This window comes from Dactylosporangium sp. NPDC049742 (assembly GCF_040674675.1).
GTDB lineage: Bacteria > Actinomycetota > Actinomycetes > Mycobacteriales > Micromonosporaceae > Dactylosporangium > Dactylosporangium maewongense.
Genome location: NZ_JBFANF010000020.1, coordinates 50720 through 63888, shown reverse-complemented (window position 1 = coordinate 63888; position 13169 = coordinate 50720). Strand labels below are relative to the sequence as shown.

General features: G+C 71.4%; 9 protein-coding genes. 6 read left to right on the top strand and 3 right to left on the bottom strand.

The annotated features are described in order from the left end of the window. Nucleotides 1–96: 96 nt before the first annotated feature. Nucleotides 97–1653, top strand: a complete 1557-nt coding sequence (locus tag AB0J72_RS24380; protein ID WP_363402310.1) for a hypothetical protein — start codon at nucleotides 97–99, stop codon at nucleotides 1651–1653. Between the two features lie 727 nt (nucleotides 1654–2380). Here AB0J72_RS24380 and miaB read toward each other — a convergent pair. Then, nucleotides 2381–3853 (bottom strand): tRNA (N6-isopentenyl adenosine(37)-C2)-methylthiotransferase MiaB, encoded by a 1473-nt coding sequence (gene miaB, locus AB0J72_RS24375; protein ID WP_363402308.1) that lies wholly within the window; start codon nucleotides 3851–3853, stop codon nucleotides 2381–2383. A 13-nt stretch (nucleotides 3854–3866) separates the two neighbouring features. After that, entirely contained in the window at nucleotides 3867–4649 is a 783-nt protein-coding gene (locus AB0J72_RS24370) for a 5'/3'-nucleotidase SurE (RefSeq protein ID WP_363402306.1), read from the bottom strand. Nucleotides 4650–4759: 110 nt separating this feature from the next. Here AB0J72_RS24370 and AB0J72_RS24365 point away from each other — a divergent pair, with 110 nt between their 5' ends. From AB0J72_RS24365 to AB0J72_RS24345, 5 genes are all read left to right on the top strand, one after another. Beyond that, entirely contained in the window at nucleotides 4760–5515 is a 756-nt protein-coding gene (locus AB0J72_RS24365; RefSeq protein ID WP_360558438.1) for an amino acid ABC transporter ATP-binding protein, read from the top strand. Between the two features lie 28 nt (nucleotides 5516–5543). After that, nucleotides 5544–6503 (top strand): glutamate ABC transporter substrate-binding protein, encoded by a 960-nt coding sequence (locus AB0J72_RS24360; RefSeq protein ID WP_363402303.1) that lies wholly within the window; start codon nucleotides 5544–5546, stop codon nucleotides 6501–6503. 126 nt (nucleotides 6504–6629) lie between these two features. Then, nucleotides 6630–7286, top strand: a complete 657-nt coding sequence (locus AB0J72_RS24355; RefSeq protein WP_344507745.1) for an amino acid ABC transporter permease — start codon at nucleotides 6630–6632, stop codon at nucleotides 7284–7286. Then, nucleotides 7283–8146 (top strand): amino acid ABC transporter permease, encoded by an 864-nt coding sequence (locus tag AB0J72_RS24350; RefSeq protein WP_363402300.1) that lies wholly within the window; start codon nucleotides 7283–7285, stop codon nucleotides 8144–8146. Before AB0J72_RS24355 ends, AB0J72_RS24350 begins: the two co-directional genes overlap by 4 nt. A 52-nt stretch (nucleotides 8147–8198) precedes the next feature. Then, entirely contained in the window at nucleotides 8199–11261 is a 3063-nt protein-coding gene (locus AB0J72_RS24345; RefSeq protein WP_363402298.1) for an ABC transporter substrate-binding protein, read from the top strand. Between the two features lie 103 nt (nucleotides 11262–11364). On the opposite strand, the gene rny is transcribed toward AB0J72_RS24345, so the two are convergent. Beyond that, nucleotides 11365–13149, bottom strand: a complete 1785-nt coding sequence (gene rny / locus AB0J72_RS24340) for a ribonuclease Y (RefSeq protein WP_363402296.1) — start codon at nucleotides 13147–13149, stop codon at nucleotides 11365–11367. Between the last annotated feature and the right edge of the window lie 20 nt (nucleotides 13150–13169).

Here is a 13169-nt window from a genome sequence, read left to right as displayed (position 1 = left end):
GAGCCGGACCGGGCGCACCCACATCTGGTCCGGCTCTGCCAAACTTGTGCGATGCGACAGCGGGTGGGCCTGGCTTTGAGTGCGGCTTGTGGCGTGGTGACGAGTCAGCTCCTGGGGCTCGGGGCCCCCGCCGCGGCCGCTCCGAGCCCATCCGCCACCACCGGGCAGTCCCCGGCCGCGGGCGCGGGCCAGACCATCTGCACCCCCGAATCCTCGAAGATCAATGAGATCTCCGGCCTCGTCGCGACCGCCACCGGCTACTACGCGATCAACGACAGCGCCCCCGCCGGCGGCAAGGCCAGGATCTTCACCCTCGACGCGGCCTGCAAGGTCGTCGGCACCCCGGTCAACTACGACCCGGTCGCCCGCGACCCCGAGGACCTCGCGATCGACAAGAACGAGACGCTGTGGATCGCCGACATCGGTGACAACACGGAGGCGTCCGGCGGCAGCGCCGCGCCGCGCCCCACGGTCGCGGTCTGGACCCTGGCGAAGGGCGCGAAGGCCCCGGTCATCAACCGTCTCGCATACCCCGACGGCAAGAAGCGCGACGCCGAGGCCCTGCTGCTCAACGGCGACGGCACGCCGATCATCATCACCAAGGACCCGGTCGGCGAGGTCTGGGTGCCCGAGGGCCCGCTGCAGCCCAACACGACCAAGGGCGTCAAGCTCAAGCAGGTGGGCACGTTCGCGCCCCAGGAGACGAAGACGCCCAACCCGCTCTCCTTCCTCGGCTATAAGGCGATCACCGGCGCCGCCTCCTCCCCCGACGGCACCCGCGTCGTCATCCGCACCTACTCCGACGCCTACGAGTTCGACGTCAAGGACGGCGACGTCGTCAAGGCGATCACCAGCGGCAAGCCCCGCATCACCCCGCTGCCCAACGAGGCCCGCGGTGAGGCGATCACCTACTCGACCGACGGCAAGCAGTACATCACCGCCTCCGACGTCCCCGCCGACGTCAAGGCGCCGATACTCAGGTACACCCCGCAGAACGTCACGCCCGGCAAGGGCGGCGGCGCGGTCCTGCCGACCCCGAAGCCCGACGACCGGTCGTTCCTGGAAGACCTGACGCTGCAGGACATCACGTACATGGTGGCCGCGGTCGGCATCCTCGGCCTGATCCTCGTGGTCGCCGGCATCATCGGCATCCGCCGCTCCCGCGCCGCCCGCCGCCTCGCGGCCGCGACGTCCGGCCCGATCCGCGGCTCCGCCCCCCGCCCCACCGACGACGACGGCCCGCCGTCCGACGACAACACCACCGGCACCGTCTACGGCGCCCGCCCCGCCGCCTCAGCCGCCCGCGGCGCCGCCGCCGGCGGCACGGTCTACGGCGCGTCCGGCCCCGCCGGCGGCTTCTCCAACGACCCCGGCCCCTTCGGCGGCAACGACGGCGGCTTCTCCGGCGGCGGCAACGCGGGCAACGGCGGCTTCGGCGGCGGCCCGCACCCGTCCGACCCGCGAGACTTCAACCACCAGCCCGGCTACGCCCCGCCGTCCTACGACCAGCCCCGCGGCTTCCCACCCCCGGCCCCGCAGGGCGGCGGCATGTACGGCGCCCCCCAGCCCGGCTACGACCAGCGCGGCACCTACGGCTCCGGCCACCCAGGCGACCACGACGGCTACGAACGCGGCTACGCCCCCCACCGCTGACCACCCCCGCCCCTGCGCGCTCGTGACCCGGTGTGGTTCCGGTAGCTCTGACTACCAGAACCGCACGAGATCATGAGATCGACGTCCGCCCACCTGCGCTCCGGCGGACACCTCCGTGGTTACCGGTCGCGGCTCCGCCCTCACACGATCCAACACGGTCGCGGGTGCCTTTCGGTGCTCCAACCCCGCCACTGACCAAAGCCACGACCATCACCCGCCAGACCGAGCCACACGAGATTGACGGCCGGTCGACCCGGGCGCCTGCGCTCCGGCGGGCACTTCCGTGGTTACCAGTCGCGGGTCCGCCCTCACACGATCGAGCACCGTCGCGGGCACCCTTCCGGTGCTCTCCCCCAAGCCGCAACCCGTCGACCGCTCAACCGGCTGACACCAGGCCGTCTCCCATGATCCCGAATGATTCCGGTAGCCCTGGCCACCAGAACCGCACGGGATCATGAGATTGGCGGACTGTCGACCGGGAGGCCTGAGCTCCGGCGGGCCGCGGCTCCGACCTCACACGATCAAGCACCGCCGATAGCGCCCATCGGGGCTCCCACGCCGCCAAACTGGCCCACGCCACAACCCCGTCGATTGCTCGACCGGGCGGCACCAGGCCTGTCGTGGGTTGTTGGTTGCGGGGGTGGGCGATTTCTCGTGATCCGGAAGAGTTGTTGTGGTTATGGCGACAAGAAGTCTTCCGGATCATGGGCGAGCGGTGGGGCAGAGGTCAGCAGGAGCGGGCGTCGGAAGGGGGCGGGGGTGGGGTGCCGATGGTGGGCATGCCGAGGGAGACGCCGGGGGTGCGGGTGACGCGGCCGGCCTCCCAGGCGTCGCCGGCGCGGGTGCGGCGGTGGGACAGCAGGGGGCCGTCGGCGTTGAGGTGGTGCGGGGCGGCGTACGTGACGGTGGTGTGCACGATGTCGCCGGGGCGCAGCGTCACCGACGGGTCGGTGGCGAAGTGCACGAGGCGCCCGTCGCGCGCGCGGCCCGACATGCGGCCGGTGGCGCCGTCCTTGCGGCCCTCGCCGACGGCGACCAGGACCTCGACCGGGGTCCCGACGAGCTTCTTGTTCTCGTCCCAGCTGATCTCCTCCAGGGTGGCGATCAGCCGGTCGTACCGCTCCTGCACGACCGCCTTCGGGATCTGCTCGTCCATGGTGGCGGCGGGGGTGCCGGGGCGCTTGGAGTACTGGAAGGTGAAGGCGCTGGAGTAGCGGGCGGCGCGGACCACGTCGAGGGTGCGCTCGAAGTCGGCATCCGTCTCGCCGGGGAAGCCGACGATGATGTCGGTGGTGATGGCGGCGTCGGGCATGGCGTCGCGCACCTTGGAGATGATGCCCAGGTAGCGGTCCGCGCGGTATGAGCGGCGCATCGAGCGAAGGACAGCGTCGGAGCCGGACTGCAGGGGCATGTGCAGCGAGTGGCAGACGTTGGGCGTCTCGGCCATCGCGGCGATGACGTCGTCGGTGAAGTCCTTCGGGTGCGGGCTGGTGAAGCGGACCCGCTCCAGGCCCTCGACGTCGCCGCAGGCCCGCAGCAGCTTGCCGAAGGCGAGCCGGTCGCCGAACTCGACGCCGTAGGAGTTCACGTTCTGCCCGAGGAGGGTGACCTCCAGGACGCCTTCGGCGGCGAGGGCGCGGACCTCGGCGAGGATGTCGCCGGGGCGGCGGTCCTTCTCCTTGCCGCGCAGGGCCGGGACGATGCAGAAGGTGCAGGTGTTGTTGCAGCCGACGGAGATGGAGACCCAGCCGGCATAGGTGGACTCCCGCCGGGTCGGCAGGGTGGAGGGGAAGACCTCCAGCGACTCGAGGATCTCCACCTCGGCGGCGGCGTTGTGGCGGGCGCGCTCCAGCAGCACCGGCAGCGAGCCGATGTTGTGGGTGCCGAAGACGACGTCGACCCAGGGGGCCTTCTTGACGATGTCGCCGCGGTCCTTCTGCGCCAGGCAGCCGCCGACGGCGATCTGCATGCCGGGCTGGGCGAGCTTCGTCGGGCGCAGGTGGCCGAGGTTGCCGTAGAGGCGGTTGTCGGCGTTCTCGCGCACGGCGCACGTGTTGAACACGACGACGTCAGGCTCGGCGTCGGCGGGCACGGGGACGTAGCCGGCGTCCTCGAGCAGGCCGGAGATGCGCTCGGAGTCGTGCGCGTTCATCTGGCAGCCGTAGGTGATGACCTTGAAGCTGCGAGGGGTCTCAGTCATAGCAGCGAGAAGTCTAGCCGCCGACGTGCTCTCCGGCGGTATCCACCAGCCCCGGCAGGAGCACGTCGCGGGCCTCGTGCGGCGGGCGGATCGGCGTGACCGCGACATAGCCGTCCAGCAGCCACGCGTCGTCGCTGCCGGGCTCCGCGCCGTGGTCGCTCTGTTCGAGGGACATCCGCACGTACCCGTGGCCCTGCTCCATCAGGACCATCTGCACCGTGCCGAACTGGGCCAGGGTCGCCCGGCGGATGCCGCGCAGGTCGCCGGCGTCCAGGTTGGGCACGTTGACGTTGAGCACGAACCCCGGCACCAGCAGCGGCAGAAGGTCGCCGGCGACCTCGGCGGCGGTGTCCCAGCGTTCCTCGGGCTCGCCCGAGGTGGCGCGGAACGCCACGTCCAGGGAGACCGCCATGGCGCGGCAGCCGTTCGCGACGGCGGTGAACGCGGCGCCGACCGTGCCGGAGTGCAGGACCGCGGCCCCGGTGTTGGGGCCGCGGTTGATCCCGGAGAGCACGACGTCCGGCTCCGGCCCGTACGCGCCGCGCGTCGCCATCAGCGCGATGAACGCGGGCGACGCGGAGACGGCGTACGTCGGTACATCGGCGAACAACGCGGCACGTGTCTCGGTGGCGATCCGGCCGTCGGCCTCCACGCCGGTGAGCGAGCTGCCCGCGCCGCTGGCCTCCCGAGCCGGCGCCGCGATCACCACGTCATGGCCTTGGCGGACCGCCATCGCGGCGAGCGCGTGCAGGCCGGGGCTGTCGATGCCGTCGTCGTTGGTCACCAGGATGCGCATGGTCATCATTGTGACAACCACCGGCCGTTATCCGTCCGTGACCGCTATGCGGCTGTTCGTGGGTATGAGCGCCGCTAACGTCGAGCGCACCGACGGAGCCAAGCACTGCGATGGGGCGGATGATGACGAACGAGCCTTTGATCGTGCTCAGCGGCGTCAACAAATGGTTCGGCGAGCTGCACGTCCTCAAGGACGTCAACCTGTCGATCGCCCGGGGCGAGGTCGTGGTCGTGATCGGCCCGTCCGGCTCCGGCAAGTCGACGCTGTGCCGGGCGATCAACCGCCTGGAGCCGATCAACAACGGCGACATCGTCTTCGACGGCACCCGCCTGCCGCAGGAGGGCCGGCCGCTGGCGCGGCTGCGCAGCGAGGTCGGCATGGTGTTCCAGTCGTTCAACCTGTTCGCGCACAAGACCATCCTCGAGAACGTGATGCTCGGCCCGGTGAAGGTCCGCAAGGAGAAGCCGGCGGTCGTGCGGGAGCGCGCGCTCGGCCTGCTCGACCGGGTGGGGATCGCCGCGCAGGCGGAGAAGTACCCGGCGCAGCTGTCCGGCGGTCAGCAGCAGCGCGCCGCGATCGCCCGGGCCCTCGCCATGCAGCCCAAGGCGATGCTCTTCGACGAGCCGACGAGCGCCCTCGACCCGGAGATGGTCGGCGAGGTGCTCGAGGTCATGACGGGCCTCGCGAGCGAGGGCATGACGATGGTCGTCGTCACGCACGAGATGGGCTTCGCGCGGCACGCCGCCAACCGGGTCGTGTTCATGGCCGACGGCCAGCTGGTCGAGGAGGCGGACCCGAAGACCTTCTTCGCCAACCCGCGCACCGACCGCGCCAAAGACTTCCTGTCAAAGATCCTGACGCACTAGAAACCCACGAAAGGGGATAGCGACCATCATGCGCATCACGCGGATCGCAGCGGCAGCCGCCGCCGTCACGCTCGCGCTCGGCCTGGCCGCCTGCGGCAAGGACGGCACGCCCACGCCGTCGGCCGAGGGCGGTAGCTCCGGCGCGGCGGCACCGGCCAGCGACACCTGCACCTCGTCCGGCACCACGTTCACGCCGGCCACCGGCGTGAACATCACGGGCAGCCCGACGTTCGACCGCATCAAGGCGGCCGGCAAGGTCGTCATCGGTGTCAAGTTCGACCAGCCCAACCTGGGCTACAAGGACGCCGCCGGCAAGCGCTGCGGCTTCGACATCGAGATCGCCCAGCTGATCGCGTCGAAGCTCGGCATCGACCCGGCGAAGATCGAGTACAAGGAGATCGCCTCCGCCAACCGCGAGACGGCGATCAAGGGTGGCGAGGTCGACTACTACGTCGGCACCTACTCGATCACCGACAAGCGCAAGGCGGACGTGTCGTTCGCCGGCCCGTACTTCGTCGCCGCGCAGGACCTGCTGGTCCGCAAGGACGACTCGTCGATCACGGGCTCCGACAGCATCAAGGGCAAGACGGTCTGCTCGGCGACCGGCTCCACGCCGATCCAGCGGGTCCGCGACCAGAAGCTGACCGACAAGATCGTGGAGTTCAAGACCTACTCCGAGTGCGTGTCGCAGCTGCTGGACAAGAAGGTCGACGCGGTCACCACCGACGACGCGATCCTGAAGGGCTTCGCGGCGCAGGCGCCGTCGCAGCTGAAGGTCGTCGGCAAGCCGTTCCTCGACCCGACGACCGGCAAGGCCTACCCGGAGAAGTACGGCATCGGCCTCGGGCACGACGACAAGGCCCTGCGCGACTTCGTGAACGCCTCGCTGGAGGCCGCGTTCAGCGACGGCACCTGGCAGAAGATCTACGACGGCACGCTCGGCAAGTCGGGCTCGGCGGGCAGCCCGCCCACCCTCGAGAAGTACTGATCCAGCCATAGACGGGGCGCCGCCTATCCAAACGGCGGCGCCCCGTCCCATGAACAAAGCGCGCCCCGCGAACAAGGCGCGTGCCGTGGACGAGCAACAAAGGGCGGAAGTGGAGGTCACCCCGGCGTGAGCGACTTTTTTCATGTCCTGACGGACAACTGGGACGTCATCGGCTCCCACTTCTGGGAGACGGTGAAGCTCTTCCTGATCTCCGCCGTCGGATCGATCGTCCTCGGCACGCTGCTGGTCGCGATGCGGGTCTCCCCCATCCCGGCGCTGCGCGCGTTCGGCAGCTCCTATGTACTGCTGCTGCGAAACACGCCGCTCACCCTGATCTTCGCGCTGCAGGTCTTCGCGCTGCCGAAGCTCGGCGTCAACTTCGAGTTCTTCACCGGCGCGTGCGTGGCGCTGACCGCTTACACGAGCGCGTTCGTGTGTGAGGCGCTGCGCTCCGGCATCAACACGGTGCCCGTCGGGCAGGCCGAGGCGGCCCGCGCGCTGGGCATGACGTTCCTGCAGGTGCTCACCAACGTGGTGCTGCCGCAGGCGTTCCGCACCGTCGTGCCGCCGCTGGTCAGCGTGCTCAACGCCATGCTGAAGAACACCACCGTCGCGGCCGGCTTCTCCGTCGCCGAGGCCGGCGCGATCACGTTCTACCTCTCCGAGCGCGGCGAGAACCAGATCTACGGCCTGCTGTGGATCACGATCGGGTTCCTGATCCTCGTGGTGCCGCTGGTGACCCTGCAACGGATGCTCGAACGACGCTGGAAGGTCGCCCGATGAGCAACGTTCTTTACGACCTGCCCGGCCCGAAGGCCCGCGTGCGGTACCGCATCATCGGCATCGTCAGCGCACTCGGCATCGTCGCGCTGCTCGCGTACGTCGTCTGGCGCTTCTACGACACCGGCCAGTTCGAGGCGCTCCGCTGGGAGCAGTTCCAGTACACGAAGATCCAGCAGGACCTCCTCGACGGCTACCTCACCACGCTGCGCGCCGCCGGCGCCGCGGCCGTGCTCGCGCTGCTCCTCGGCGCGCTGCTGGCGACCGCGCGCCTGAGCGACCACGCGGTCTTCCGCGCGCCGGCGTCGGGCTTCGTCGAGCTGTTCCGCGCCATCCCGCTGCTGATCCTGATCTTCTTCGCGTACTACGGCCCGATCCAGCTCGGCTACAAGGTCGGCCCGTTCTGGCCGCTCGTGATCGGCCTCACGCTGTACAACGGCGCGGTCCTGTCCGAGATCTTCCGGGCCGGCATCCTCGCCGTGCACCGCGGGCAGTCCGAGGCCGCGTACGCGCTGGGCATGCGCAAGTCGCAGGTCATGACGTCGATCCTGCTGCCGCAGGCGGTCCGGGCCATGCTCCCGGCGATCGTCAGCCAGCTGGTCGTGCTGCTGAAGGACACCGCGCTCGGGTTCATCATCCAGCTGCCGGAGCTGCTGTACTACGGCAAGCAGTTCGGCGGCCGGCTGCTCTTCGGCTTCCCGTACGTCCCTGGGTACCTCGTCGTCGCCGCCGTCTACATCGGCACCTGCGGCCTGCTGTCGTGGTTCGCCTTCTGGCTGCAGAAGCGGCTCATGGGCGGCCCCAAGCAGACGAAGACCGCCGCGCGCCCGGTCAAGCTGGCCGACGTCAACCAGGCCGTCTGAGCCTGGCCGTTGGTTGATTGGCAACGTTGCGCGTAGTACGTACGCTGCGCGGGTGGCGGACACCGGCTTTCGTTTGGGCATCGACTTCGGCACCTCGAACACCGTCGCCGTCCTCCGCTGGCCGGACGGGCGCACGAAGCCGCTGCTGTTCGACGGTTCGCCGCTGCTGCCCTCCGCCGTGTACGTCAACGCCGACGGCACCATCCTCACGGGCCGTGACGCGGTGCACTCGGCGCGCCTCCAGCCGCACCGCTTCGAGCCGTACCCGAAGCGCCGCGTCGAGGAAGGCACCGTCTGGCTCGGCGAGCAGGACGTCCCGGTCCTCGACCTCGTCACGACCGTCCTGCGCCGGGTCGCCGCCGAGACGTACCGGGTCGCCGGCGCGTACCCCAACGAGGTCAACCTGACCCACCCGGCGACCTGGCCGCCGCAGCGCCGCCAGACGCTGTCGCAGGCGGCCACCGCCGCGGGCTTCCCGAGCCCCTTCCTCTCGTCGGAGCCGGTCGCCGCCGCGTCCTATTTCGTCGGTACCGTCGGCACGCACGTCCCTGTCGGCGGCATCGCCGTCGTGTACGACTTCGGCGCCGGCACCTTCGACGCGAGCGTGGTCCGCCGCAACGCCGGCGGTGGCTTCGACGTCCTCGCCAGCGAGGGCCTTCCCGACGCGGGCGGGCTGGACGTGGACGCCGCGGTCGTGGCGTACCTGGGCCGCGCGTTCACCGGCCGCGAGGGCGATCAGTGGCGCCGCCTCACCAACCCCGAGAGCGAGTCCGACCGGCGCGCCGCCTGGCAGCTGTGGGAGGACGCCAGGCTCGCCAAGGAGATGCTCAGCCGCGCCGCGACCACGTATGTCCATGTGCCGCTGTACGACGAAAGTGTGCCGATCGGGCGCGAGCAGCTCGAGCAGCTCGCCCGGCCGATCCTCGACCGGACCGTGACGGCGACGCAGCTCGCGGTGTCGTCGGCGGGCGTCGCCGGGCAGCCCCTGGCGGCGGTGTTCCTGGTCGGCGGCTCGTCGCGCATCCCGCTCGCCGCGACGCTGCTGCACCGGGCGTTCGGGCTGGCACCGACCGCGATCGAGCAGCCCGAGCTGGTGGTGGCGGAGGGCGCGCTGCACCTCGCGCCGCCGACGGGGCGGGCGCATGTCGGAAGCGCGCCGACGCCGGTCGCGTCGGGGCCGTTCGGCCCGGTGCCGACGTCGGGGGTGCCGTCGCCGTCTTCCGGTGGGCCGTCCTCTGGTGGGCCTACGTCCGGTGGGCCGTCTTCCGGTGGGCCGTCGCACGAGGTCAGCGGGGACGTCGCGACGCAGCCCGTGTCGGCGACGCCGGTGTCCCCGGGGTTCAGCATGCCGTCGATGAACCCCGGGTTGCCGCCGCTGTTGCAGACCGGATCGATGCCGGTGGTGCCGAGCCGTCAGCAGCCGCCGCAGGTGTACCAGCAGCCGCAGCCACCGCAGCAACGGCCACCCGTTCCGCAGCAGCCTGCGCCGCACCAGCCGCCCGTGCCGCAACAGCCGGTCCAGCGCCCGCCGGTGCCGCAGCAGCCGCCGGTCCAGCGGCCGCCGGTCGGTCAGCCCGTGCCGCAGCAGCCCGCGCAGTACCAGCCGCCGGTTGTCCCGCAGCAGCCCGTCCCGCCGGTTCCGCAGCAGCCCGTTCCGCCGGTCGTTCCGCAGCAGGCGCCCGCGCAGTACCAGCCGCCGCTGCAGCAGCCGGTCCAGCCGCAGGTGCAGCAGCGGCCGCCGGTCGTCCCGCCGGCGCAGTTCCAGCAGGCGCCGCCGGTACAGCGGCCGCAGGTGAACGCGCCGCACCCGGCCGGGCCTCCGGTCAACGCCGTGCAGGGCTGGGCGCCCACGTCCGGTCCGCCGGCGTCCGGGCCGCCCGCCTACCCGTCGTCCGCGCCGCCCTCGGCGAACGGCCGGCGCGGCAAGACGCTCGTCGCCGCCGTCGGTGGCGGGGTGCTCGCCCTGCTGCTGGTCGTCGCGGGCATCGTCTGGGCCGTCAACCGCAACGGTGACGACGGCGAGCCGGGCATCGGCGGCAGCCCGACCAACCAGGCGGGGCCCGCGGCGTCGCCGGCCTGCGGGCACAAGGTCGGGTTCCTCGGCATCCTGGCCGGAACCGGCTCCAAGGACAGCAACGGCATGCGCAACGCGACCAAGCTGGCCGTCGACGACTACAACGCCAAGCACGCCGGCTGCAACGTCGGGTTCGCCGAGTTCGACACGAAGGGCACCGAGGAGGGCAGCAAGGCCGCCGCCGAGAGCCTGGTCGCCGACAGCGAGGTGATCGGCGTCGTCGGTCCGTCGTACCGCGCGGAGGTCCTCGGCGCCGCCCCCGTCCTGGAGAAGGCCGGCATCCCGTTCTTCACGACGTACGCGCCCGACATCGACCTCGCCGCGAAGAACTGGTCCACGTTCCACCGGCTCATCGCCAACGACAAGGAGCAGGCGGCGGCCGGCGCCCGGTACATCAAGAACACGCTGCGCGCCTCGAAGGTCGTCCTGGTCTACGACGACTCCGACTTCGGCGGCGTCGCCCGGCAGGCGGTCACCGCCACGCTCGGCAGCAGCGTCACCACGAGCGTCTCGATCCGCCGCACCGCCACCGACTTCTCCGCCGCCGTCACCCAGGTCTCGAACGCCGCCCCCGAGGCCGTGTACTACGCGGGCGAGGCCGACGACGGCACCGCGTTCCTGAAGGCCCTGCGCGCCGCGAAGCCGGCCATCGCGGTCGTCGTCAGCGACCGGCTCTTCACCCAGCTGTTCGTCGACACGCTCGGCAAGGCCGCCGACGGCATCGTCGTCACCTGCCCCTGCATCCCGAGCGACCACGCCGGCGACGACTACGCGTCGCGCTACCAGGCCGCGTACAAGACCAGCGCCGGCTACTACGGCCCCGAGGCCTACGACGGCGCGAGCATCATCCTGGCCGGCTTCACCGCCGGCAAGGCCACCCGCGCCGACATGCTCGCCTTCGTCAACAAGTACGACGCGAAGGGCATCGCCCGCCCGTACAAGTTCGCCTCGAACGGCGACCTCTCGGTCCCCGACCCCCTGATCTGGTCCTACAAGATCGGCGGCGGCTACGCGTCGTCGGAGAGCTCGATCGCCCCGTAGCGGCGCGCTGCGGGCGTCCGCAGCGTCCCCTCGCTCACGTCCGGCCGCCGGCCCACCTCACGCCGGCGGCCTGTGTCGGGGATGCATGGGCCTTTCGGCAGGCCTAGCGGGCGATCTCGGTGACGCGCGACTCGCGGACGACGGTGACGCGGATCTGACCGGGGTAGGTCAGCTCCTCCTCGATCTGCTTCGCGACGTCGCGGGCGAGGACGGCGGCGCCGATGTCGTCGACGTCGTCGGGGCGGACCATGACCCGGATCTCGCGGCCGGCCTGCATCGCGAAGACCTTCTCGACGCCCGACTTGCCGGCGGCGATCTCCTCGATGCGTTCGAGGCGCTTGACGTACGCCTCCAGGCTCTCCCGGCGGGCGCCGGGGCGGCCACCGGAGCAGGCGTCGGAGGCCTGGGTGAGGACGGCCTCGATCGTCTGCGGGAGGACCTCGTTGTGGTGGGCCTCGATGGCGTGCACGACGTCCTCGGACTCGCCGTACTTGCGGGCGACGTCGGCGCCGATCAGCGCGTGGCTGCCCTCGACCTCGTGCGTGAGCGCCTTGCCGATGTCGTGCAGGAACGCGCTGCGCTTGATGAGCTTCGGGTCGAGGCGCAGCTCGCTGGCCATGATGCCGGCGATGTGGGCGGTCTCGACGAGGTGCTTGAGGACGTTCTGGCCGTAGGAGGTGCGGTAGCGCAGCCGCCCCAGCAGCGTCATCAGCTCCGGGTGCAGGTCGGTGATCCCCACCTCGACCAGGGCGTCCTCGGCGGCGCGCAGGCAGAGGCGCTCGACCTCGTGCTTCGCCTGCTCGAACACCTCCTCGATCCGGTGCGGGTGGATCCGGCCGTCGAGGACGAGCTTCTCCAGCGTGAGCCGGCCGATCTCGCGCCGGACCGGGTCGAAGCACGACAGCAGGACCGCCTCGGGCGTGTCGTCGATGATCAGGTTGACCCCGGTCGTCGACTCGAACGCGCGGATGTTGCGCCCCTCGCGGCCGATGATCCGGCCCTTCATCTCGTCGCTGGGCAGGTGCAGGACGCTGACGACGCTCTCCGCGGTCTGCTCGCTGGCGACCCGCTGGATGGCGTCGACGACGATGTGCCGGGCCCGCTGGTCGGCGGTGTTGCGGGCGTCGTTCTCGATGTCGCGGACGAGGAGGGCGGCCTCCCGCTTCGCCTGCGCCTCGATCGTCTCGATGACCTCGACCCGGGCGGCCTCGGTCGTCAGGCCCGCGACCCGTTCGAGCTCCTCGCGGTGCCGCTCCTCGCCGGCGGCGATCTCGACCTCGCGGCGGGTGAAGGCCGCCTCGCGTTCGAGCAGGTCGGCCTCGGTGCCGGTGATGCGCCGGTCACGCTCGGCGAGCCGCTCGGCCTCCTCGGCGAGCAGCCGCTCCCGTTCGTCGAGCCGGCGCTGGCGCCGCTCCGCGTCCTGCGACTGCTCCTTCGCGACCGCGGTCAGCTGGCTGACCTCCCGCTCCCCCGCCCGGCGCGCGGCCGCCCTGGCCTGCTCCGCGTCGACCTCGGCCTGCCGGTGCGCCCGCTCGAGCAACGAGTCGGCCTCGGCCCGCGCCGCGTCGAGGATGCGCCGCGCCTCCGACCTGGCGGAGCTGGCCTCCGCTTTGGCGGCGGCGGCTTCGGTACGCGCAGCGGCCGCCACGGCCCGCGCCTCGTCCACGGCGGCGGTGGCGTCCTCGGCGGCGGTGCGCAGGGATGCGAGCGAGTGCTCCTGCCGGTCCTTCTCGGCGAGGAACGCGGGATCCTCGGCGGCAGGCTGAGCGGGCGCGGCGGCCGTGGCGTGCAGCCGGCGCATGATCTTCAGCGAGACCAGCAGCGCGGCGAGGACGCCGAGGCCGATGACGACGACCACGACGACGAGCACGACCTGCAGGCCGGTCACGCGGTCACCTCGGCGGCACT